Genomic DNA, 23,467 nt, shown 5'->3' on the forward strand with positions numbered 1-23,467 from the left:
CCCTGGGCCGGGGGTTCCAGCGCTCTCCCCCGGCCGGCCCGGCGGTCACCCGCTCATCCGGTCCTCCCCGTTGCCCGCCGTGGTCACCGAAGCCGTCGCGGGGAGCCGGAATCCGGGGAGGTACGGGCCGCCGCCGGTGAGGCCGCCGGCTCCGGCGAAGGGCCACAGGCCCGGGACGGACGCGGAACCGGTGCCGTAGAGGGCGTGGCCGCTCTCCGTGCGGTGGAAGCCGACCGTGTAGGTCCTGGTGTGCGCCCCGTTCGCCGAGGTCACCGTGATGGTGCGGGTCGTGAGGCGGGACTCGGCCGAGGAGAGCACGGAGCTGCCGTTCGTGACCTTCACCCGGGCACCGGACTGGGCGGGGCGGGCGGTGACGGACGGGACGGCGGCGCTCTTGGGCAGGTCGACGACGTAGGTGGACACGTCCGGGTCGAAGCCGTCGATCGCGAGGCCGCCCACGGTGATCGCCTCGGCGTCGGCGACGCTCGCCTTCGTGGCGTCCACCATGTCGGTCACGGTCACGGTCCCGTCGGCGCCGACGGTGACGTGCGCCGCCATCGCCGCGGCGAGGTTGATCCGCTGCCAGCTCGCCTCGCCGTCCCCGGTGAGGTCGAGCGGGTAGCCGGAGTCCGTCGCGGTCTGCTGGAGGATCTGGGTGCGCTGCCCGGCGGTGAGGTCCGGGAACGCCGTGGTCAGCAGCGCCGCTGCGTCCGACGGGACGGTCAGGGCCTGGCCCGCCTTCCCGACCTGTGAGAACCCGTAGGTCAGGCGCTGGGTGTAGAGGCTGATGTCCTGGGCCGTGCCCAGGCCGTCGTAGGGGTCGCCCTGACAGGCCGTGAGGGTGTCGCCGTACCCCTGGGCCCGGCACCGGGCGAGCAGGACGTTCTCCATCTCGGTGTGCGCCTGTGTCAGGAGCCTCGCGAAGTCGGGATCGGCCCACCGGTGGGCGACGGTGGCCTGGGCCGTGATGCGCCCGCCCATCACGTCCAGCGGGTAGTGGAAGCCGAGGACGACGCGGTTGTCGCCGTACTCCGAGGTGCGGGCGAGGATCGACGGTGCCAGTTCCGGCAGGAGGGTGGCGAGGATCGTGCCGGCCTCGTAGCCGCCGTAGGTGTGGCCGCTGGGGTAGGAGCCGCTGGTGGTGAGGCTGCCGTAGGAGCCGTCCTGCGACTCGTAGACGGAACCGCCGTCGCCGACGAATCCGAGCCGGACGTACGGACGCAGGTAGCCGTAGTGGTTCTTGGCCGCCTCGACCTTGTCGAGGTTCTGCGTCACGCGGGAGAACAGGGCACTGGTCTTGGGGAGTCGGCCGCCCTTGAGGGCGTCGAGATAGAGCTGGCCGAGCCGTGAGCCGAGGCCGTCGGCCATCGTGACGGTGGAGCTGTTGGTGGCGTCGACCTCGGCCCTGTCGACGTCCTTCTGGGTCGCCGCGTTGTTGATGCCCACGGCGATGCGGTCGTTCTCCGCGGTGACCGAACTGCCGCCGTTGAGCTTGGCGTTGGCGCCGAGGATGCCGGAGTCGAGGTCGTCGATGCCGTTGAGGAGGCCTTGGAAGTAGGCGGTTCCGTCACCGGTGCCGGGCCATGTGTCGGACGGGTAGGTGGCCTTGAGGTCGTCGTCCGGGAAGGGGGACGGCTCGTAGGCCGGGTCGGTCGCCTCCTCGGTCGCCTGTTCGGTCGCTGAGACGGCCGTCTCCTGGGCTGCCGAGGTGCCGGCCAGGGTGAACGCGGTGACGGTGGCCGAGTGGGTCCTGGCCCTGCCGGTGGTGGTCAGCAGTGCGGTGTCGGTCGTGGGCGACACGTGTGCGGTGGTGCCGTCGTCCAGGGTGACGGTGTAGCCGATGACGGGTGTGCCGCCGTCCCCGGCCGGCCGCCAGGTCACGCGGACCCGCTTCCCGTCGGTGACGACGGCTGTGACGGACGGCTGCTGCGGGGTGGCGCTCCCGGTCGTCACGGGGGCCGTGGCGGTGCTCGACGGCGAGGCCCCGACGGCGTTGACCGCCTGGACGCGTGCCGTGTACGACCTGCCGCTGCGCAGCCGGGTGAAGGTGGCGGCACGGCTGTCCGGATCGGCGATCGTGATCCGGTGGCCGTCGCTGAGGCTGACCTTGTAGCCGGTGACGGGCGAGCCGCCGGTGTCCTCGGGTGCGGACCAGGCGACGGTCACGCTCGTGCCGGACGAGGTCGCCGAGACGGCGTCCGGCGCGGCCGGTACGGTCCGGGGCTTCGCGGTGAGCGCGGCCAGGGCCTTGCGCAGGGCCTCGTACCGGGCGGTGAGGGTGGTGTCGTCCGCCGTGGTGTCGGCGGTCGCCTCCTTCGCCTCGTCGAGTGCGGTGGTGAACGCCGTCCACGAGGCCCGGGTGTAGCGCTCGTCGGTGATCGCGGAGGCCGTCGTGACCAGGTTCTCCAGTCGGAGTCTGGGCAACGGGACCAACTGCCCGGCGGCGAGGGTGAGGCTGCGGGTGTGGGTGTCGACCTCCAGCTGGGTCGCGTCGTCGGCGTCGACGAGGGCGCGGGCGGCGGCGAGTTCACGGCGGTACACGCCGAAGTCGACGGTGTCGTAGCGGGCGGCGTCGTCCGCGAGGCCCGCGTACCGGTCGACGGCCTTGCGCAGGGCGGACTTGTCGGTGACCGCGGGGGTGTCGACGTGGTCGAAGGTGATCCGGCCGAGGTTCGCGACGTAGGGGTGCGAGGAGTCCGGGGTGGTGGTCAGACGCAGGAAGACGGTGTGGGTGCCGGTGATCGCCTCGGGCAGGGTCAGGGTCGTCGTCCCGCCGGATGACCAGGCGGAGCCCGTCACCGGGAGCGGCACGGTCGCGTACGGCGTGCCGGGGGCGGTCGCATCGAAGGCGTCGAGGTAGAGCTGGACGGCAGAACCGGTGCCGCAGCGGGCGGAGTTGTTGACGTAGGTGATCGTGACGGTGCTCTTCGCGGAGCCGCCGAAGTCGATGGCGCCGTAGTCGAGCCAGGCCCCGTTGTAGGTGCCGCCGAGGTCGGTGGTGGATCCGGCGCCGCTCCAGCCGACGGGCTCGCTCTTGAGTCCGCCGCCGCTGTGGGAGGCGAACGCGGTGGCGTCGAAGCCTACGGGGGCGTCGGCGGTCCGCGTCAGGGTCAGTGCGTAGACGTTGGCGACGTACGGCTGGGACGACGTCTGTGTGCTGGAGACGAAGACCGCGTACATGTCCTGGACGCCCGCGAAGACCTCCGGGTCGAGCCGCACGCTGGTGGTGGCGACGGTTCCCCAGCCCGAACCGCTGTAGTCGAGGGGGATGTCGACGCTCCTGGGACCGTCCTTCGTCCCGAGGTGGAGTTCGATGTGCGAGTCCGACGCCGCACGCGACTGGGGCTTGTCGTAGCGGACGGTCACGGTGTCGGCGCCGTCGCCGAGGCCGGTGTCCTTCCACTCGGCCCAGGCGCCGTTCGTCACGTTCTCGAAGATGCCGTTGGCCAGGTTCATCGCCGCCGAACCGGCCCCGGTCGCGGTGCTGTTGACCGCGGTGAGCGTCGCACGTGTGGTGACCGGGGACGTGGAGACGTCGTACGGGGAGAACTGGTACCAGTCGAAGTTCGACACCCACTGCTGCCCGGACGGGGCGTGGAAGACGAACGTCGCGCTCGACGCCTCCAGCAGGGCTTCGGGATCGGTGACGGCCGCCTGGACCGTGCTGTAGTACTGCCAGCTCCCGGTTCCGGGAAGCTGCACGGTGGCCACGACGGGCCCGTCGGCGGTCCCCGCGTGGATGTCGACGCTGCTCGCCTTGGCGTTCGTGGCCTGGGAGTTGGCGTAGCGGACCGAGACGCTGCGCGGGGCGAGTCCGCCGAAGTCCAGCTTGGCGTACCGCTCCCAGGCGCCTTCGGTGACGCCGCCGAGGTCGCCGTCCGAGTAGTACGCCTCCTTCACCAGGCTGGGGCCTTCCATCTGGTCGGGGGCCTCGGCCTGGAGGACCGCGTAGCCGCCTTCGTCGATGGTGAGCGTGTCGACGGCGGAGCGCAGCGCGTCGGCGGCGGCCATGAGGGTGCCCGTCGCGGAGGTGGTGTCGGCGAGGACGGTCCGCGCGCGTTCGAGCGCCGAGCGGAACAACGTCCAGGAGCCGTCGGAGTAGTTGGCGCTGCGCACCAGCGAGGCCTCGTCGACGAGTGCGCTGAGGTCCTGGCGGTGCACGGGCGCCGCGGAGAGCGTGAGCGGGTCGGTCGGGGTCACCCCGGTGCCGCGGACCGTCGAGGCCCGCACTCCGTGGGCGAAGGCCGCGTCGTGGAAGGTGATGCCGAGGCGTGCGTCGACCCGCGCGGTGCCCGTGAGCGACAGTGTGGCGGTGCGTGAGCCGGTGACGCGCAGGTCCGCGGTGACACCGCCGGGCAGGCCGGTGACGGTCGCGGCGCCGGTCCTGGTCAGGCTGGTTCCGGTGCGGGCGGCGAACTTCGCCGGTCCGGACAGGGTGAGCTTCACGCTGCCGTCGACCTTGCCGTCCGTGCCGGTGGCGACGCTGTCGGGCCGGGCGGAGACGACGGTGTCGCCCTTGCCCGTTCCCGTGCCGCCGCCCGTGTCGCCTCCGTCGGTGTTCAGCGAGTACGCGGGTTCCGAACGGGCGCCCCACTGCGACGGCTTGGAGCCCATGGTGAAGTCCAGGGTGCCGCCGGAGATGATCTGCGCGTAGTCGAGCCAGGTGTTGTCGAACCGCTTGCCGTTCAACGTGGCGTTCTGCACGTAGTAGTTGCTCGGCGACACCCCGTCGGCCTTCACCGTGAACCGGCTGCCGTTGGCGTAGGTGATCGTCGTGGAGTCGAAGAACGGGCTGCCGATCTGGAACTGGCTGGAGCCGGCGGTCACCGGGAACAGGCCCAGGGCGGCGGCGACGAACATGGTCGACATGGTGCCCGCGTCGTTGTCCATGGTCGGCAGGAAGCCGTTCGGGGACAGCTTGTACACCTGTGTCCTGACGGGCGGGGTGAACTGGCCGCCGGAGCTGGGGGCTTCGCTTGTGGAGCCCGTCGCGATGTAGCGGTTCCAGGTCGTGCCGGTGTAGATGGCGCGCACCCACTTCTGCGTCAGGCTCGGTTCACCGACGTAGTTGAACAGGTACGGGGCCTGGAGGTCGATTTCGTTCGCGTTGGAGTGCAGCATGGTCGAGCCGTCGTCGACGGTGGAGTCCTCGCCGAACATGTGCTTGACGGCGGCCTTTCCGGCCTTCTCGCCGCCCATCGCCTCGATGAGGCCGCCCATGTCATAGGCGTCGTACCAGTGGTACTGCCACAGCGTGCCCTGGTAGAGGCCGGCCGCCTCGAACTTCTCGTAGTCCGCGCTCTGCCAGTCGCCGCCCGTGGCACGCGGGGTGAGCAGGCCGACCTTCGTGCCGTCGGCGGCGGTCCAGGCACCGGACCTGACGAGGTTCTCGATGGCCATCGTCGACTGGTCGCGGAGCTTCTCGGCGTCCGTGTCCTTGCCGAGGGCGTCGGCGATCACGGACAGCGCCCACTGGTCGTAGCCGCGCTGGACGGTCGTACCGGGATCGCCGGAGACGTATCCCTGCCTCAACTGCGCGCCGGTGTAGTAGCCGGAGTAGGACAGCAGCGCCGGATAGGCCTCGTCGAGCCGGTCGAAGTTCTTGAAGCCCTTCGACAGCGCGTCGGCGACCAGCACCGCCGATCGCTCCCAACGCACCGTCGGCACCGAGTGGGTGATGCCGCTCAGGCTCTTGCCGGAGGCCCGTACGTCGGCGAAGAGGACGATCAGCGACTGGATCATGTCCCGGTAGGTCGCCGGGTCGATGTACGCCTCGACGGAGTACTTGCGGAAGTCGTCCCAGGTGGACCAGCCGTCGTAGTACGTGAACCCGTTGGCCGTGTGCACCGCCCCGTCCGCGCCCCGGTACGTCCCGCTGGTGCTGGTGGCGTTCACCGGCAGGGCGTACATGCGGTACAGGTGCGTGTAGAACTCCTTGGTCAGCGTCGAACCGGGGTCGGACTGGGCCGAGTTGCGCACGTCGACGGCGCCGAGCGCCTGGTTCCACTCCGCCTTGGTCCGGGCACGGGCCTGGTCGAAGGTGAGGTCGCCGACCTCGACGCGCTGGTCGGTCGCGGCCTGCTCGGCGCTGATCGGCGAGAGCGTGACGCGCAGTTCGATGTCGTCCCCGGCCGACGGGTCGAACCCGAGGACGGCGCCGGTGTCGGAGCCGTCCTGCGCGCTCGCGTCGGACAGCTTGCCGTCGCCGCCCCAGGTCTTCAGGGAGGTCACGGGGACGTTGGTGGTGGCGTGGTAGTACAGCTGGTACGAGGCGCCGTTGAACGATCCCGCGATGAGACCGCCGATCGCGGTGGTGCCGTCCGCCTGCGTCGTCGCCTTGAGGGTCGAGCGCGTGCGGCTGGTGAAGTTGTTCGCGAGGTCGAGGACGAGTTCGGGGTTCGACCCGGCGGGGAAGCTGTAGCGCTGCAACGCCGTGCGCGTCGTCGCGGCCACCTCGGCCCTGATGGTCCCGGCGTCCTGCCGCACCGAGGAGGCGGTGCCGGAGATGGCGCCGAGCCCGACCTGGTAGGCGCCGGGCGTCGCGCTCTCGTCGTCGTGGCTGTAGGTGTGGGCGTAGGTGCCGGTGGCGGGGCGGCTGTCGTAGCGCACGGAGGTCGGGACGACGAGCAGGTCACCGCCGCCGCCGGACCCGCCGACGCCGTCGAGGTTGGTCGCGGTGAACCCGGCGATGTGGTCCTCGTCGTAGTCGTACCCGGTGTGGTTGCGGTTCGGCACGGTCAGCGGGTTGACCTTGGCCAGGCCGTGCGGCGCCTGGGCGCCCGGCAGGTCGTTCCCGTCGTCGCCGGCGGTCGACACGAACGGGTCGACGAGTTTCGTGTAGTCCGTGCCGTCGGCGGTTCCCCTGTCCGCCAGGGCGGTTGGCGCGGCGACCGCGCCACCTCCGGTCAGCGCGGTCAGTCCGAGGGCCGCCGCGAGCAGTGCGGCGACCGTCGTGCGCAGTGGCCTGCGGCGCCTGCCCGCAGGATGCGCGACGACCGTGCGCGGCACGGGGAGGGCGGTGCTCGGGCGTTGCGCACGAGGTGCTCTGCGGGGACCGGATCTGAGGGGCACGTGACTCTCCAGCGATGCGGTACGCGCGGTCGGCCGCACTGTTGGACAACGTTGTCCAAGCGAGTGCCGAACGTGCGGGGAACGGGAGACGGCAGGGGCACGGCGGATCACTCCGCCGCGTCCGCGACCGTACGCGCAGGAGGTGCGAAGAGGGAATACGGCGGGGGAACAATGACCGTACGGTGGGTGCGGCGAGCGGCGTGCCGCACCGGCGGGCGCCCGCATGACCGGGGCCACGTCAGCCTGGCCCCGGTCGGCCTGTCGGCGCGGTCAGGTCCTCGGGAGCGTGTCAGGGCTCCTCGGTTCGTCGAGGATTCCGTGCCCGGCCTCGCCGTCGGCCGCCGCGTCGCCCGTCACCGCGCCGACGAAGTCCGTTGCGGTCAGGCCCTGTTCGGCGTCGATCGGCTCCCGTGCGCCGCCAACGCCGTCCGGGGCGAGCTCCTTCGGGTTCGGTCCCGGGGTGGGCCGCTGATCGAGGCGGAGTTGGCGGAGCCGTGCGAGGAGGTCCTGCACCGCGGGCAGGGGCATGGTCGACAGGTACGTCGAAATGTCGCCTCCGCCGCCGATGAACTGCGGGACGTCGAACCCCGCGAACTCGCGGACGATGCGGATCATCGCCACGTTGTCCCGGCCCAGCGCCTCCACCTCGGCCTTGATCTCCAGGCCCACGCGGCGGGCTTCGGCGCTCGCGAGGTACTGGTCGATGACGTCCTCGCGCTCGGCGTTCCTGACGGTCTGGTCGAGGGTCTTGCCCCGCATCTCCTCCATGAGTTCCGCCTTGAGCGCGGCGAGCATGGACGGGTCGGTGGGCTCGAAGTCGCCGAGGTTGGTCTCGAGGATCTCCACGCCCCATTTGCCCAGCGCGTGCTTGACCCGGTCGGTGAGGTTCTTGCGCACGTCCTCGTAGCTGTCGAGGAACTCGAAGACGGAGTACGTCATGGCGATCTCGTTGAAGTAACCGGTGACGGCGACGCCGAGGACGTCCCGCACGAACCGCTTCATCGGCGCCGGATCGTCCACCAGGCCGCCGAGATCGCCCGTGTCCGCGGCGCTGGAGCCGCCGAACTGGCCGACGAGGGTCGGCGCCACGTGGGGCGGGATCTGGAGGTTCTGCCACAGGTCCACGGACAGTTCGAAGCGCCCCTGGACCTTCACGGTGATCTGTCCGAGATCCGCGTCGTAGTTGTCGGCCTCCGCCTGCTGTTTGTTGTGCCACTTGAGGATCAGCACACGTGTGGGGATCAGCAGCACGCGCACGAACCACGGGTTGAGCGCGTAGGAGGGACCCTTGCCCAGGGTCTCCTGCTGGACGCCCCGCCGCCCGTCGTTGTCGAGGAAGACCCATGGCAGGCGGAAGTTGCGGTGGCCGGGCACCCGGGGGGCCACGGCGTTGTCCGTCTCCTCCTCGGGATCGGCGCCGTCCAGCGCGATGACCACGCCGGTGTAGTCCTCCTTGACGGAGATCTCCCGCAGATGTGTCGCGGTGAGGCCCTCGCGGGAGGCGGCCACGTTGTCGACGGTGATGACGTCGAAGAGTTCCGGGTTGATGTCGTAGCTGTTCCCCCCGCCCAGGATGGCGAGTTGGCGGCCCTGTTCACCGCCACCGGCGAGAAAGGCCTCCCCGTCCTGGAAGTCGTCGCACCACACGTGCCGGCCGAATCGGCGGTCCGGCGGCCGGACGCCGCCTTCCCTCGCCTGGACCAGTCCGATCGTGCCCGCGGGGACGTACGTGCGCGGCCTCATCTCCACCTGGAAGAGGCGCGTGTTGATGTAGTACGACTGGCCGCCGCTCAACGTCCGCAGCTGGATGCCCTGTTCGCCCTTGATCCCGTCGGGCCCGCCCAGCAGGAACCCTTGTCCGTCCTGGAAGTTGTCGCAGTCGACAGGGCGCGCCAGGCGTCCGCGGCCGGACCTGTTCTGCCCTTCGAGGGCCGTCACCACGCCGATCATGTCCGTCGGCACATGCACCCTGGGCACGCAGTCGACCGAGTTGACCACCGGCCACAGCCAGTGGACGCCGGGAGACAGGGTGCGGGCCAGCACTCCGCGCGCGTTGTGCGGGTTGACGTGCTGGTACGACCTGTCCGGATGCTGGGGTACGTACCTGCGGGTGATGACGCCGACATGGTCGGCGGGCACGACGATGCGCGTGTGCCAGGCGACCGCCGCGGCAGCGGCGGCCAGGAGGATCAGCAGTACCAGGGTCACGGGTCATCTCTCCATTCCCGCAGCCGCGCGTGCAGCGCCAGCACGGTGGAACTCCAACGGTCGTACCAGTCCGGGTCGTTCTCATGACCCGGGTCGCGCAGGGTCGGGTAGAACCCGGATCGCCGCCCGGGGCCCGCCAGTTGGGCGAAGTCCCGGTAGAGCCGGGGCACGGCCGACTCGGCCGCGTCGCGCCAGCCCAGCGCGGCGCTCAGCTCGGGGAAGCGCGGGCCGCGCCGTCCCCCGGCCGGGGTGAGCGAGAGCTGACGCCGCAAGCCCTGCCGTCCGGCGGTGTGTCCGGCCCACACGGCGTCGATGCCTCCCAGCAGCCCGCGGGGGACGGCTGCGGCATCGCGGGCGCTCAGCCAGCCCTGCGTGGTCCGGTCGGCCGCCTCCATCACCAGCCGGGTGGTGAGCAGGTCCGCGTGTTCGTACTCCCCCTCGGCGAGGTGGGCGCGGAGTCGCTCCAGTCCGGAGGACGGCGTCAGCCGCGCGGCCGGGCGGTGTGCGGGGCGCGGGGGCTCGGGCAGACGGGGCGCCCGCCGACGGGTGACGTCCTCGCGCAGACGGCGCAGCAGGTCCAGGGCGGTGTCGTCGAGGAGGGCACCGTCACGGGCGTCGACGTGCCAGACGGTGGCGAGATGGTAGTCGGCCTCCCCGTCCAGCAGCACGGGGACGAACGGCCGTCCGTGCACCTGGCCTTCGAGGATCATCCGGGTGACGTCGTCCGAGTCCTGCGACTGCGGGGTCATCACCACGACGACGGCCAGCGCGGCACGCAGTTGGCGGCGGATCGCCCAGAACTGGGCATCGCCCGGGCGCAGATCGTCGACCGACCAGACCGGCAGTTCCGCCGCACGCAACTGACCGGCCAGCGCCCGGCCGTACTCGGCGTCGGCGGGGGCGTAACAGACGACGAAGGCGGGAACTCCGGGTGGGGTGACGGGCCGGGACGGGGACCGTTGGGCGGCGGTCAGGTTGTCCCGGACGCCCGCCCGGCCTGCCCGCCCCGGCCGGTCCGCGATGACCGCGGCGAGTTCGGCGGCCTTCTCGGCGAACTGTTCGTCGTCGAGGTCGCTGAAGTCCCGCCAGACCCGGTTCGCGGCGAACGGCGGTACGGCGACACGGCCCAGCAGGACCGGGATGAAGCGCAGTCCACGCTCGGCCGATGCCGTGGCGAGCGCGGCGTATTCGTCCATGGTGCGGGGTGAGCGCACGGAGGCGGGGCTGATGACGGCGATCCCGTTGCGGGACCGAAGCAGTGCGCTGTCCAGACGGTGGACGATGACGTCCGACGGCTCGATGCTCCAGGGCGCGAAGAACGGCGTCAGCCCGTGCCTGACCAGTTCACCGGCCAGTCGTCCGGCCCAGGCGGCGTCGTCGTCCGCGTAGGAGAGAAACACGTCGTGCGAGAGGTCGTTCAACGGCTCGGCCCTCCCGGGCCTGGTCGTGCAGGGGTCGCCCCGTTCGGGACAGCAGCCCGCGGGGACATCAGATTAGGGCTTGAATCCCGCATTCACGGCGGGAGTTCGACATGTCCGACTTTTCAAAACTTTGGTGCGTGGCGTCGTGCCGAAGGAGTCCGCGGACGGGGCCGGTGCGGGCTCCTGGTGCGTCCGCCGGAGCCGACCGGCCATCGCGGGAAGGCCGATGCCGCCGGAGGAGAACTCGGCAGCCGCCGGACCAAGGGCGCGGCGAGCGCGCCCAGTTCGGACCTGCCCTGCTCCTCCCGGTCGAGAGCTGCCGAGCGCTCCGCCTCGGCCAGCAGGAATGCGGCCCGGGGGCGCCGCTCCGGGTCCTTCGTCAGCCCGGCGGCCAGCAGTTCCCGCAGCGGTGCGGGAATACCGTCCAGCGGCACCGGCCCGGTGGTGTGCCCGGCCATGAGACGGAACAGATTGCGGGTGGGGAACGGCTGGTGACCGGTCAGGCAGAGGTGCAGCAGGCATCCGGCGGCGTAGACGTCGGATGCCGCGGTCGCCAGGCCGGGGCCGCGCCAGACCTCGGGCGCGCGTGCTTCCGGGGCCCCCGTGCCCAGTGCCGCGAGGCCGAGACCCGTCACCGTGACACCGCCGTCCACGCGCACCATCACCTTCGCCGCCCGCAGATCGCCGTGTGCCGTCCGGCGGTCGTGGACGGCGACCAGTGCCCGCAGGACACCGCGGAAGAGCGCGGCGGCGGCGGACGCGGAGAGCGCCTCGCGTCTCTCCAACAGGCGTGCGAGCGGGGCTCCTTCCGCCGCGTCACTGACGAGCGCTCCACCGACGGCGACACTGGACCGCTCGTACGCGGCACGGAAGGCGGGCGCCTGGACGTACTTGTACGGCACCGCCACCTCGGGCAGGAGCAGCCCGGCCAGCCGGTCGACGTCCGCACGGAACGCGGTCGCCCGAGCCCGGTGCACCAGCAGCCGTGCGGGCACGTACCGCACCACGACCGGGCGCACCTCCTCCGCCCCGGCTCCGCCCAGCGCTCCCCCCGCGCCCCACCCGTCGCCCGCGAGCGCGGTGTCCCTGCGGCGTTCCGGCACAGGGGCCGGCCACGCCAGCACGATCCGGCCGCGCGGCCCGTGGTGCAGTTCCCGCACCTCGGTCCACCGCGGCAGCCGCCACTGCCGGACGACGCCCATGTCAGGCCCCCGCCGTGCGCGGGGCCGCGGAGATGGTCCGCACGAGACGGGCGACCTCGCGGTCGTAGTGCTCGGTGTCCGGCCGGGTCAGGTCGAGTGCCTGGTGGATCGCGGCGAACGGAGGCATCGGATCGCCGCTGGTCCTGACCGGGACGAACCGCAGTCCCGCCTCGAACTTGCGGTGCAGCAGGGCCGCGTACTCGTGGCTGGCGCGCTCGTCGGCCGTGGTCCCCGGGCCGAAGACCAGCACTCCCCATCCGGCCTCGGTGAGGGCTTGGTCGGCCTCCAGGAGCGGGACCAGGCCGGGCGCGACCCAGCGCGCCAGGAACACCTCCAGGTCCACCGCGCGCAGCCGTCCGGCGAGGAGTTCGGCCGCGTCGCCGTCCCCGGACGCGTACGACACGATCACGTCGTACGCCCTCCGCGGCGCCGTGGAGTCCGGCGGCCGGGGTGAGCGGCGGGTGCCGCCGTCACCTCGTCCGGGGCCCGATCGCCGCTCGCGGTACTCGTGATGGGCGTAGTAGACGCCCGCCACGGCGGCCACCCCGCTGACGATCCCGATGACCTGGTTGACCCAATCGACCCCCGTCATGACGAGGAGTGTAGGCGTGATGGCTCTGCGTGGTTGTCAACTTGCCCTTGCTGGTACCAGTTTGCGGCGGTGGACGGGCGCCCCGTACGAGATCGGCGCGTGGTCAGGCGCCCGCCGCGAGGAGCACGGCGATCGTTTCGGGGTAGGGCCCGGTCCTCGCCCATTCGAGCGGGGAGCGGCCGGTGCCGTGGTCTTCGCGGAGCCGGGGGTCCGCGCCGTGCGCGAGCAGGGCACGCACCGTTGCGGTGGAGCCCCAGCAGGCCGCGGCACACAAGGGGGTGCCTTCGCTGCCGTGCCCGCTCTCGGCGTCGGGGGACGCTCCGGCCTCGAGCAGCCGCAGGACACTGTCCGTCGCCCCTTGGACCGAGGCCGCGTAGAGGGGTGTGGTGCCGTCGGCGTCGCTGGTGTGCGGGCAGGCTCCGGCCCGCAGGAGAAGGTCGAGGCGGGTGACGTCACCGGACGCCGCCGCCTCGACGAGGCGCCTGGACAGTTTCTTCCGCCGTCGTCTGTTCACGATCACTCAGGCTATGGCCGGCGGCCCGGTGAAGCGGATTATTTATGAGCGCCGAGGTCGGCGGGTTCGTATGATCGCGGGCGGGATGGGGCTCGTAGCGCAGCGGTCGTCGCGCCTTCACCTCATGTGGGAGGACGCCGGTTCGAATCCGGCCGGCCCCATCCCGCTCCGGCTCACGCTCCTTCCGCCGCCTCCTCCAGTTCGGTCGTCTCGTCCGACTCGTCCGACTCGCCCTGCTCGCCTGCCAGATAGCCTCCGAACGGCCGGGTGACGACGAGGCGGCGCACCTCGTAGGACATCTCGCGCGTCCCGGGTTCGGGGGCGGGGTGGTAACGGCCCGCGCACACGGACAGGTTGACGATGAGGTAGGCCTGCCAGCCCGAGCCCACGCCCCGCCTGTCGGCGAAGATCCGCTCGCCGTTGAGGGTCCACACCACGTTGCGCCGCCCGAAGGTGACGCCGAGGTCGAGGACGGCTCCCGGGCTCACGGCGCCGTGGCGGACGTAACTCTGGCCCTGTCGTACGTGGTTGGTCAGTTCGAGGAGGTCCGGGTTGTCGGGGTGGTACTCGAAGATGTCGACCTCGTCGCCACCGTCCCGCCAGGTCCAGATGGCGGGCCAGGCACCCAGGTGGGTGGGTAACCGTACGGTGGCCGCCAGATGGTCCCCGGTTCGCACCATGAACCCGTCGGCGCTTCCCTCCGTGGTCAGCAGCCCGGCGTCCCACAGGCCGTCCGCCCTGCGCCGCGCCCTGAACGTTCCCGTCCGGGAGTAGGCGGGGTCGGCCGTGAGGTGATCGAGTTTGTTGTCACCCCGGTTGGTGGGCCCTCCGTCCGGATAGGCCCAGGACCGGCCGGCGACCCACTGGCGTTCCGAGGAGAAGTCGGCACTGAACACGACTCCACTCACATCTGCACTCCTCACTGTCCGTCACGATCCCCCTTCCGTTGCATCTCCTGCCCCCTTCGCCCCCATGCGCCATCCGCCCACACCAGAAGCGCAATTCAGCCTTGAGGGTGACAAACCCTTCCGGACGCGACCTTTCGCGCTCGGCGTGCGCGCTCACCCGGCCGCGCGAAACGCGCCCGCCCCCCTACGCCGCGCCGTCGCCTGCCAGGCCGCCGCTCCCGGCGCCGCCGCTGGCTGCGCCTCTGTCGTCAGTGGCAGGGTGCGGTGGCGTCGCCGCCAGCGGCACGGGTGCGGTGACGTCGCCGTCAGTGGCACGGGTGCGGTGGCGTCGCCGCCAGCGGCACGGGTGCGGTGGCGTCGCTGTCAGTGGCGCCTGCGATGCTCCGGAACGGATCGGGGACCGCACGGTGGGAGGGTTCATGTCTTTCGGCTTCAAGACGTCATGGCTTGCCGTGCGCGACGCCGGGCCGCAGGAGGTGGCAGATGCCCTCGGCCTGCGGCATCAGCGGCCCCTGGACTGGAAGACCGGCACCGAACTGGCCTACCGGCACGGCGTCTTCGTCGCCAGACCCGTCCCGGAATGGACGCTCGCGCACGGGAGGATCCACCTCCCCCACCACACCGACCCCAGCCGCCCGGACTTCCCCGCCTGGCTGCGGACGCTGGCCGCGCGCGTCGGAGACCTCCAGTTCTTCGTCACCGACCGTGTCACCGACTGTCACGGCTGGGCGAAGGTCGAGTCGGGCCGGCTGACCCGCGCCTACTGCTCCATCGGACTGAGCGGCGACATCCCCCTGCACCTGGGCGAGCCCACCTCCGTCGAGAGGGAACTCGGCGTCGGCCTGACAGGGCTCGAGCAGGTCCGAGAGGACTGGACCGAAGCCGACTGGGACGCCTGGCACGACGCCCTGCCGACCGAGCGACAGGTGATGCGCATCGCCGCCGACTGGAGCATCTGCCCGCCGCTCATCGACGACACCGCCATCGGCCCCGGCATCCACGGACTCCCGGCGGGCGTCCGCCCCGAGAGCACCCCCGGATGACCTGAAGCCGGCCCGGGGCGCGAGCCGTTCGCGAGGAGCATCCCGCCTCAGGCGTTCGGCAGGAGCTGGCTCGTCAGCGCCTGGCGGGCCCAGGCACGCCACGCGCCATGGGTCCAGTGACGCTCGGACACGAGCAAGGTGTACGTCTCCGGCGACAGGGTCGCGAGCGCGATGTCCGCGGCGAGGTCCAGGGTGACCCCTTCCCGCAGGGCGGTCTTGCGGGCCAGGGCCTCGGCGAAGACACGCTGCACCGTCAGCCGCTGCTCCAGGTTGGTGCGCCACAGCCGGGACAGGTCGGGGTCGGTGGGTGCGGCACTGCGCACCACGTCCAGCAGGGGTGCCGCACGACGGAGGATGTCGCCGGCGCCCGCGGCCTGGAGCTCCAGCTGCCGGTGCGGGTCGGGTTCGGCGATCACCTGGTTCGCCCAGGAGCGCTCCAGGGTGGGGACGGGCTCGTCGTCGCCCGCGACGGCCTGGTCCAGGGCGGCGGCCAGGACGGCCTTCTTCGTCTTGAGGGCGTAGTAGACGGTCTGCTCGCCCACCCCGGCCGCGGCGGCGATGGCGCCGATGCTGGTGGCGGTGTAGCCGTGCGCGGTGAAGAGATCGGTGGCGGCGGCCAGGATGCGGGCGCGGGTGGCGCGCGACCGTGCGGTGCGGCCATCGACCGTCGTGCCGCCCCGGCCCGTGGGGTCTGTGTGCTGTGACTCGGCTCTCACCCTCTTGATTATAGCGGCACTACAAATATCTTCTTGTAGCGTGACTACGAAAACTACGGGGCCGGGCGGCACGCCCGTCCTCCTCCTGCTCACGTCCGTCGAACTGCTGGTGTTCCTGGAGGTGTCGATCGTCAATGTCGCCCTGCCCGCACTGGGCACGGCACTGGCCCTCGGCTCCGCCGGTCTGGCCTGGGTCGTCAACGCCTACCAACTCACCTTCGGCGGCTTTCAGTTGATCGCCGGTCGGGCGGTCGACGTCCTGGGCCGCCGCCGGATGTTCCAGGCCGGAGTCGCCCTGTTCACCGGCGCCTCGCTGCTGGCCGGACTGGCTCCGGACGCCGCCACCCTGCTGGCCGCCCGCGCTCTCCAGGGGATCGCGGCAGCCGTCGTCGTACCGGCCGAACTCGCCCTGCTGACCGCACTGTTCACCGAGCCGGCCGCCCATCGCCGGGCCTTCGCGGTGTGGAGCGCGATGGCTGCGGCGGGAGCGGGCGCGGGGGTCGCGCTGGGCGGTGTGCTGACCCAGGTGGCCGGCTGGCCGTGGATCTTCTTGATCAACGTGCCCGTCGGAGTCGCCGCCCTGATCGCGGCGCCGCGCGTCCTGCCGGCCGATCCACCCGTCGACCGCGCGTCCGTCCTGCCTCGCCTCAACCTGCCGGGCGCCCTGGCCGGCACCGGCTGCCTGCTCGCCGCGGTCTTCCTCGCCGCCGAGCTGCCCGGTCGCGGCGTCACCGACCCGGTCGCCGTGACCGCCGGGATCACGGCCGTGCTGCTGGGCGTCGCCTTCACCGTCAACCAGCGCCGCCACCGTGCGCCGATCCTGCCGCCGCACCTGCTCACCCTGCCCGGGGTGCGTGCGGGCGCGGTGTCCAACGCCCTGGTCGGGGCGTCGCACGTACCCGCGTTCGTCCTGCTGTCGATGCTGTTGCAGGAGACCATGGGCTACTCGGCCATGGCGGCCGGATTCGCCGTCCTGCCGATCGCCGCGATCAACATGGCCGTCGCCCGGACCGCCCTGCCCCGCGCGCTGCGCCGCTACGGGCACCGCGCCGTCCTCGCCGCCGGCATGACGCTGGTGGCCGTCGGCACGGCGGGACTCGCCGCCGGACTCCACCCCGGCGCGACGTACGCCACCGCCGTTCTGCCCGCGAGCGTCCTCTTCGCCGCCGGACTGCCCGCCGTCTTCGTCGGCGCCACCGCCCCCGCCCTCAAGGCCGTGCCCGCGGAACACACCGGCTCCGCCTCCGGCCTCCTCAACACCGCCCAACGCCTCGGTGCCGCACTGGGGTTGACCGCCCTGACCCTGCTCGCCACGCACTGGACCGCGCGGCACGGCGGCACGGCCGACCCGCACGCCCTGTCCGACGGTCTGCGGCTCGCGCTCGCCGGGGCGGCCGGGCTCGCGGCGGTCGGCACCGTCACCACCCTGGCCATGCTGCCGCGCCACGGGCCCGCCCCGACCCGGCAGAGCACGAGCGCCGAGCCCGTCCCGGCCACCATCGACACCACCGACGGAGAGACACGATGACCACCGTCCTCATCATCGGCGGCTACGGCGCCGTCGGCCGGCACACGGCCGCGGCGATCAACAGCCTCGCGCCCGACACCACCGTCCTGACGGCAGGCCGTCACCCCGAACGGGCCACCCCGGTCCCCGGAACCACCGCCCTGCGCTTCGACGCGGCCGATCCCGACGCGATGCGTGAGGTCCCGAGGGACGTCGGCACCGTCGTGATGTGCGCGGCACGGGACAACGTCCGGATCGCCGAGGCCTGCCTGGAACGCGGCATCGACTACGTGGACGTGTCCGCCTCGCACCCCGTCCTGGAGGCGATCGAAGCGCTGGACACGGCCGCCGGCCGCACCGGCGCCACCGCGGTCCTGAGCGTCGGCCTCCTACCCGGGGTCAGCAACCTCCTGGCCCGCCGCCTCACCGACCGGCATCACGGCGCCGACCTGCACATCAGCGCGCTGCTCGGCTCCGGCGACCGGCACGGCCCGGCCGCGCTGGAGTGGACCCTCGACGGCCTGGGCAGCCTTCACGGCTCCTGGAGCGCGGAGTTCCCGGCCCCGTACGGCCGACGGACGGTCCACCGGTTCCCCTTCTCCGACCAGTACACCCTGCCCGCCACCACCGGCGCCGCGACGGCGGCCACCGGCCTGTGCCTGGACTCACGCCTGATCACGGGCCTGCTCCACGCCGCCGGCCGGCCCGCCGTGGCGCGGCTGCTGCGCCGCCCCGCCGTCCGCCGCCCGCTGCTGGCCGCACTCGGCAGAGCCCACATCGGAGGGGACGGTTTCGCCGTCACGGTCCGCACCGAGCACGCGTCCCTCGCCTTCAGCGGTCGCGACCAGAGCCACGCGACCGGCCTGACCGCGGCACTGACCGCCACCCGCATCGCGGACATGGCACCGGGTGTCCTCCACCTCGATCAGGTCGTGGAACCCCTCGGCTTCCTGGAGGAACTGGCGGCCCGCGGCGGCTTCACCCTCCACCCGCCACGTACCGCGTCCGAAGCCCCGCACTGATCAGCCGCCCAAGCGCTCCGCAGCCCGGCGGCGGGTGGACCGATGCAGCGGCGTCGCCGTGTCGGTCACCGGCAGGCCGGTCGTCACCGGGCGGGGAGTGCGGCGGCGGGCCGGGTCCGCGGCACCGCCCGCAGCGCGACGTCCACAGTGGCGTGGAGCGCCTCCCGCTCCGCGCCCGCAGCCGCGTGCACGGCGTTGCCCTCGCTGACGACCATGACGTAGCGGGCGAGGACGTCGGGGTCGGTGTCCGCGGGCAGGTCGCCCTCCTCGACGGCACGGGCCAGCCGCCGCGCCAGAGCCCGCTCTCCGGCGAGGCGGCTGTCGGCGAGGAACCTGGCGATGCGCCCGCTGTCCCCGCCCTCGGCCAGGCCGCCCTGGACGGACAGGCACCCGGAGGGGCGGTCGGCGCGGGTGAGGGCGTCGGCGTTGGCGCGGAGGAAGGAGGCGATGACGTCGTACGCGGTCGGCTCCGCGAGGGCCTCGCGGGCATAGGCCATGTCGGCCTCGGCGTAGCGGGCGACGGCCTGGTGGAACAGCTCCTCCTTGTTGCCGAACGCCGCGTACATGCTGGTGCGGTTGATCCCCATGGCCTCGGTGAGGTCCGTGAGCGACGCGCCCTCGTACCCCTGGCGCCAGAAGACCTCCACCGCACGGTCCAGGGCCGCGTCCGCGTCGAAGCCCCGGGGTCTCCCGCGTACCGCCATGGCGCCCTCCCGTGTCAGCCGTCCCGTGTGGGCCCTCGAAATTTTAACCGAGCGGTACGGAATAGGTCTCACGATGCCGTGGTTCTGGTCTACCGAACGACTTGAGTACCGAACGGTACAGAAATGGAGAACCCATCATGGGACAGCTGGACGGCAAGACCGCCCTCGTCACCGGCGCCACCTCCGGCATCGGTCTGGCCGCCGCCCGGCGCCTCGCCGAGGAGGGCGCCCACGTCTTCCTCACCGGCCGGCGCCAGGAGACGATCGACAAGGCGGTGGCCTCCATCGGAGACCGCGCCACGGGAGTACGTGCCGACGTCGCGGACCTCGACGACCTCGACCGCCTCTTCGCGCGGATCGAGCAGGAGCGCGGCAGCCTCGACATCGTCTTCGCCAACGCCGGCGGCGGCGAGTTCGCGGCCCTGCCCGACATCACCTGGGACCACTACGCCGACACCTTCAACACCAACGTCGGCGGCACCCTGTTCACCGTGCAGAAGGCACTGCCGCTGCTCTCCCCCGGCGCCTCGGTCATCGTGACCAGTTCCAACATCGACACCAAGGGAGCGGCCTCCTTCAGCGTCTACGCCGCGACCAAGGCCGCGCTGCGCTCCCTGACCCGCAGCTGGGCGGCGGAGCTCGTCACCCGTGGCATCCGCGTCAACAGCATCGCGCCCGGACCGATCGAGACGCCGGGACTCAGCGGACTCGCGGGCGGCCCCGAGGCGGCCGAACAACTGCTCCAGGGGCTGGCCGCCGGGGTCCCCATGCAGCGCCTCGGCCGCCCGGAGGAGATCGCCGAGACCGTCCTCTTCCTCGCCGGTGCGGCCAGCAGCTACATGACCGGCGCCGAGATATACGTCGACGGCGGAGCCAGCCAGATCTGACCACCGCCACCGATCACCCGCACCCCCGCCCCTGACACCATCACAGCGGGGCGTCCGACCGAGCTCCCCCGAGCCGGCCGGACGCCCCGCCCCGGCACCCCGAACACCTTGAAGGAAGCACCATGCGATCCGTGACCGACCTGCTCGCGGCCAACCTCCACGAAGTCTTCGGCAACCGCGACCCCGCGTCCCGCCGCGCGGCCGTCGACCGCATCTACACCGACGACGTCGTCTTCACCGACCCGGAAGGTGTCTCCACCGGCCGCGACGCCGTCGAGGACAAGGCAGGCGCCCTCCTCGCCAAGGTGCCCGCCGACTTCGAGTTCACCGAGGACGGCCAGCGCTACGCGGGCCCCGACACCGGCGCTCTCGCCTGGGCCTTCGGCCCGCCCGGGACACCCGCCGTCCGCGGGATCGACATCATCACCGTCCGCGACGGAAGGATCGCCACGATCGTGACCCTCTTCACCGCCTGACCGCTCGTCCCGGCATCCGCACGCCGGACACAGGCCCTCACCGCCCCGCAGGACCGGGACGGTGAGGGCCGTCGCGCTGCCGCCCACGCAAGGCACAGGATGTCAGTGGCCCCTGCTTGGATGCGGGCAGGCCGATGACCGACCGGGGGTGGGCGCACATGTCCGAGCATGTGATCGAGGATCTGGTGGCGGACTCGATCCGTCTGCTGGACGCACACGCCCCACCGGACGATCCGGACGATCCCCGCGTGCGCGACCGGTTCGCGAGGCTGTACGGCTTCCAGGACGGGTTCGACTGCTCGTTCACGCACTTCCGCGTGATGGACGTCCTGCTGCGCCGCGGACACACCTACCGCTTCCCGCTCGACCGGCACCCCGACCACGCCGAACGGACCGCGTACTTCGCCGCGTTGACCGGGTTCACCGCGCTGCGCACGGTCGACGAGGGCTCCCCCGACGTCGAGGGCCACAACTCCTGGCTCCAGGACGGTTACGTCGACCCGCCGTTCCTCTACTGCGACGCCGGCACCGCTCTGTGGCGGCGCATGGTCGCCGCCGGTGAACTCCGCGGTCCCGACGCCGTCCCGCCACGTCACACCCCGCTGATCGACGTCGTCCGTGAGATCGCCGTCGCCGCCGAGCGGAGCGGTCAGCCCGAACTCATCGGTGAGTGGTACGCGTTCGGCTGCGAGACGCTGCTCGGCGGACCCGCGGGCTGTCCCTTCGACACCGGCGAACTCGCCGACATGCCCGCGGTACGCGACCTTCGCGCCATGGTCCGGCGCACCGGCGTACTGGCCGTCGCCCGGAAGTCGCCCTACGCGGCCCCGGTGGAGTGCGCCGACGACCAGGAACTCGAAGCCTGGTGGTGGGACCTGTGACGAGCCGATCCGGCAAACCCTCAGACGGACGGCGGCAGGCGGAGAACGTGTTCGCCGCCGACGACCGTCCTCGTGGACCCGTCGGGAAGCAGGATGTCGGCCTCGACGCCCTCCGGGACCCGGACTCGGAACTCGATGTCCGTGCCCTCGCGCCGCCAGTGCGACTCGATGCGCCCGTGCGGGCTGTCCAGGCCGGCGCTGACCCGGTCGAGGCCGGGCCCGGGAGTCGGGGTGAAGCGCACGCGCGCGTAGCCGGGCGCGGCGGGCTGGATGCCTGCGACGACCTTGTAGAGCCAGTCCGCGACGGCGCCCAGGGCGTAGTGGTTGAAGCTGGTCATCTCGCCGGGGTTGATGCTCCCGTCGGGGAGCGTGGAGTCCCAGCGTTCCCAGATCGTCGTCGCGCCCATGGTGACCGGGTAGAGCCAGGACGGGCACTCGGTCTCCAGGAGGAGCCGGTACGCCTCCTCGACGTGGCCGGTGTCGGTCAGGGCCCAGGTGACGAAGGGGGTGCCCGCGAAGCCGGTGGTGATCCGGTACCCGTGCTCGCGGACGAGTTCGGCCAGCCGGGCGCCCGCGGCCGTCCTGGTCTCCTCGGCCAGCAGCCCGAAGCGGATCGCCAGGGCGTAGACGGTGGCGCAGTCGGACAGGACGCGCCCGTCGGGCTCGACGTAGTGGGTGAGGAACGCCTCGCGGGTGGTGGCGGCCAGGGAGGTCCAGCGAGCGGCGTCGGCGTCCTCGCCGAGGATGCGCGCGGCGTCGGCGGCGAAGGACGCCGAGCGGTGGAGGCAGGCGGTGGCGACCACTCCGGGGTGTGCCTTGGCGGCCCAGGGCTCGTGCGGGGAGGCGTCCGGGTCGAGCCAGTCGCCGAACTGGAAGCCGGTGTCCCACAGACCCGTGGCGGACAGTCTCGGCAGCACGCTCTCCAGGTGCAGCACCATGCCCGGGTAGTGCGCGGCGAGCCGGTCCCGGTCGCCGTAGGCCTCCCAGAGCGCCTGGGGCACCCATACGGCGGCGTCGCCCCAGATCGCGGTGGGGCCGGTCCAGTCCTGGAAGAGGGTCGGGTCGGGGAAGTCGGCCAGTCCGAGGACGTCGGGGACGATGTGGGGGACGCCCTCGGCGCCTGCGGCGCGGGTCTCGGCGGCGAGGTCGAGCAGCCAGCGGTGCAGGAGGTCCGCGGTGTCGAACTGGTAGGAGGCCGTGGCCGCGAAGGCGGCGATGTCGCCGGTCCAGCCCAGTCGTTCGTCACGCTGCGGGCAGTCGGTGGGAACGTGCAGGAAGTTGCCCTTCTGCCCCCACACGGAGTTCTCGACGAGCCGGTCGAGCAGGGCGTGCGACGACGTGAAGGTGCCGAGGCGCCTCATGTCGGAGTGCACGACCACGGCCTCCAGGTCGTCGGCCGTCAGCGGCCGGGGGTAACCGGTGACCTCGGCGTAGCGGAAGCCGTGGAAGGTGAAGGTCGGTTCGAACGCGTCGTCGCGGCCGGAGAGGACGTAGGTGTCCGTGGCCCGGGCGCCGCGCAGGGGCCGGGTGCCGAGCACGCCGTTCTCCAGCACCTCCGCGTGCCGTACGACGATCCGGGTGCCCTCGGGGCCGTTGGCCCGCAGCCTGATCCAGCCGACGAGGTTCTGCCCGAAGTCCACCAGGGTCTCGCCACCGGGCAGGGTCCAGATGCGTTCGGGGCGCAGGATCTCCTGACGGGAGGCACGCGGTCCTTCCTGAGCCACCAGGACGGAACGGTCGAAGGGGATCTCGCGGACGTCGAGGGGGGTGTGGACCTCCCGCAGCCGGGCGTCGACGGTCTGGCCGTCGTAGAGGCTGTTGGCCGTGACGTCGCTGACGCGGGCGGCCCAGGAGCCGTCGGTCGGGGCGAGTTGACGGTGCCCGTCCGTGAAGGCGATGTCCAGCTCACCCACGAAGCCGATGTCGGTGCCGTAGTTGGCGTTGGCCTCGGCGAAGCCGAGATCGCCGCGCCACCAGCCGTTCCCGAGCAGGACCTCGATCGTGAACGCGTCGCCCGAGCCGGTTCCCAGGAGCGGGGTCAGGTCGAACTCCTGGACCTCCAGGCGCCATTGGAACGACGTCCAGCCGGGGTCCAGGACGGATCCGGACACCGGCCGCCCGTCGACACGCGCCTCGTACACGCCGTGAGCCGTCGACCTCAGCACGGCACGAGCGATCTGCGCGCGGGGGCGGTCGAGGGCGACGGTGCGGTGGAGGACGACGGCCGCCTCGCGGCTGTCGCCCGCGGTGATCATGTGTGCGTGGTCGAGCACGGTGAAGTACCTGCTTCGTTTCGGCGGCCCTGTCCGCGACAC

The 23,467-nt window shown here is 72.1% G+C and carries 16 protein-coding genes and 1 tRNA gene; 7 read left to right on the plus strand and 10 right to left on the minus strand.

Features of this window, described 5'->3' with window-relative positions:
- Positions 1-45: 45 nt before the first annotated feature.
- The 6 genes from ACIPSE_RS28005 to ACIPSE_RS28030 form a co-directional block, all read right to left on the minus strand.
- The gene (locus ACIPSE_RS28005) at positions 46-7,008 is read right to left on the minus strand and encodes a glycoside hydrolase domain-containing protein (protein WP_401667473.1); all 6,963 of its coding nucleotides are present in this window, start codon (positions 7,006-7,008) and stop codon (positions 46-48) included.
- A 333-nt stretch (positions 7,009-7,341) separates the two neighbouring features.
- Positions 7,342-9,279 (minus strand): SPFH domain-containing protein, encoded by a 1,938-nt coding sequence (locus ACIPSE_RS28010; RefSeq protein ID WP_401667476.1) that lies wholly within the window; start codon positions 9,277-9,279, stop codon positions 7,342-7,344.
- Positions 9,276-10,700: a toll/interleukin-1 receptor domain-containing protein gene (locus ACIPSE_RS28015; RefSeq protein WP_401667478.1), complete on the minus strand. Its 1,425-nt coding sequence runs from the start codon at positions 10,698-10,700 to the stop codon at positions 9,276-9,278. Before ACIPSE_RS28015 ends, ACIPSE_RS28010 begins: the two co-directional genes overlap by 4 nt.
- 122 nt (positions 10,701-10,822) lie before the next feature.
- Positions 10,823-11,902, minus strand: a complete 1,080-nt coding sequence (locus tag ACIPSE_RS28020; RefSeq protein ID WP_401667480.1) for a protein kinase — start codon at positions 11,900-11,902, stop codon at positions 10,823-10,825.
- Position 11,903: 1 nt separating this feature from the next.
- Positions 11,904-12,494 (minus strand): toll/interleukin-1 receptor domain-containing protein, encoded by a 591-nt coding sequence (locus ACIPSE_RS28025; RefSeq protein WP_401667483.1) that lies wholly within the window; start codon positions 12,492-12,494, stop codon positions 11,904-11,906.
- 103 nt (positions 12,495-12,597) lie between these two features.
- The gene (locus ACIPSE_RS28030; protein ID WP_401667486.1) at positions 12,598-13,008 is read right to left on the minus strand and encodes an ankyrin repeat domain-containing protein; all 411 of its coding nucleotides are present in this window, start codon (positions 13,006-13,008) and stop codon (positions 12,598-12,600) included.
- A gap of 87 nt (positions 13,009-13,095) precedes the next feature.
- Here ACIPSE_RS28030 and ACIPSE_RS28035 point away from each other — a divergent pair.
- A tRNA-Met gene (locus ACIPSE_RS28035) sits at positions 13,096-13,169 on the plus strand.
- A gap of 12 nt (positions 13,170-13,181) precedes the next feature.
- Here ACIPSE_RS28035 and ACIPSE_RS28040 read toward each other — a convergent pair.
- Positions 13,182-13,916 carry a beta-glucanase gene (locus ACIPSE_RS28040; RefSeq protein WP_401667489.1) on the minus strand — a complete coding sequence of 245 codons (735 nt, stop codon included), beginning with the start codon at positions 13,914-13,916 and terminating at the stop codon, positions 13,182-13,184.
- Between the two features lie 419 nt (positions 13,917-14,335).
- Here ACIPSE_RS28040 and ACIPSE_RS28045 point away from each other — a divergent pair, with 419 nt between their 5' ends.
- Positions 14,336-14,959 (plus strand): hypothetical protein, encoded by a 624-nt coding sequence (locus ACIPSE_RS28045; RefSeq protein ID WP_401667492.1) that lies wholly within the window; start codon positions 14,336-14,338, stop codon positions 14,957-14,959.
- A 47-nt stretch (positions 14,960-15,006) separates the two neighbouring features.
- Here ACIPSE_RS28045 and ACIPSE_RS28050 read toward each other — a convergent pair whose 3' ends face one another.
- The gene (locus tag ACIPSE_RS28050) at positions 15,007-15,675 is read right to left on the minus strand and encodes a TetR/AcrR family transcriptional regulator (protein ID WP_401667494.1); all 669 of its coding nucleotides are present in this window, start codon (positions 15,673-15,675) and stop codon (positions 15,007-15,009) included.
- Between the two features lie 40 nt (positions 15,676-15,715).
- Between ACIPSE_RS28050 and ACIPSE_RS28055 the strand changes: the two genes are divergently transcribed.
- Both ACIPSE_RS28055 and ACIPSE_RS28060 read left to right on the plus strand, forming a co-directional pair.
- On the plus strand, positions 15,716-17,203 hold the full coding sequence (locus tag ACIPSE_RS28055) for an MFS transporter (RefSeq protein ID WP_401667496.1): 1,488 nt from the start codon (positions 15,716-15,718) through the stop codon (positions 17,201-17,203).
- On the plus strand, positions 17,200-18,204 hold the full coding sequence (locus ACIPSE_RS28060; RefSeq protein WP_401667498.1) for a saccharopine dehydrogenase NADP-binding domain-containing protein: 1,005 nt from the start codon (positions 17,200-17,202) through the stop codon (positions 18,202-18,204). The genes ACIPSE_RS28055 and ACIPSE_RS28060 overlap by 4 nt, the downstream gene beginning before the upstream one ends.
- Before the next feature lie 83 nt (positions 18,205-18,287).
- Here ACIPSE_RS28060 and ACIPSE_RS28065 read toward each other — a convergent pair whose 3' ends face one another.
- Positions 18,288-18,908 (minus strand): TetR/AcrR family transcriptional regulator, encoded by a 621-nt coding sequence (locus ACIPSE_RS28065; protein ID WP_401667500.1) that lies wholly within the window; start codon positions 18,906-18,908, stop codon positions 18,288-18,290.
- A 137-nt stretch (positions 18,909-19,045) separates the two neighbouring features.
- Here ACIPSE_RS28065 and ACIPSE_RS28070 point away from each other — a divergent pair, with 137 nt between their 5' ends.
- The 3 genes from ACIPSE_RS28070 to ACIPSE_RS28080 all read left to right on the plus strand — a co-directional run bounded on the left by ACIPSE_RS28070 (position 19,046) and on the right by ACIPSE_RS28080 (position 21,152).
- Positions 19,046-19,795 carry an SDR family NAD(P)-dependent oxidoreductase gene (locus ACIPSE_RS28070; RefSeq protein ID WP_401667503.1) on the plus strand — a complete coding sequence of 250 codons (750 nt, stop codon included), beginning with the start codon at positions 19,046-19,048 and terminating at the stop codon, positions 19,793-19,795.
- Between the two features lie 122 nt (positions 19,796-19,917).
- The gene (locus tag ACIPSE_RS28075; protein ID WP_401667505.1) at positions 19,918-20,271 is read left to right on the plus strand and encodes a nuclear transport factor 2 family protein; all 354 of its coding nucleotides are present in this window, start codon (positions 19,918-19,920) and stop codon (positions 20,269-20,271) included.
- A gap of 158 nt (positions 20,272-20,429) precedes the next feature.
- Positions 20,430-21,152 (plus strand): hypothetical protein, encoded by a 723-nt coding sequence (locus ACIPSE_RS28080; RefSeq protein WP_401667508.1) that lies wholly within the window; start codon positions 20,430-20,432, stop codon positions 21,150-21,152.
- Positions 21,153-21,172: 20 nt separating this feature from the next.
- Here ACIPSE_RS28080 and ACIPSE_RS28085 read toward each other — a convergent pair whose 3' ends face one another.
- Positions 21,173-23,425, minus strand: a complete 2,253-nt coding sequence (locus ACIPSE_RS28085; RefSeq protein WP_401667511.1) for a family 78 glycoside hydrolase catalytic domain — start codon at positions 23,423-23,425, stop codon at positions 21,173-21,175.
- Between the last annotated feature and the right edge of the window lie 42 nt (positions 23,426-23,467).

The organism is Streptomyces sp. NPDC090106 (genome assembly GCF_044747265.1).
GTDB lineage: Bacteria > Actinomycetota > Actinomycetes > Streptomycetales > Streptomycetaceae > Streptomyces.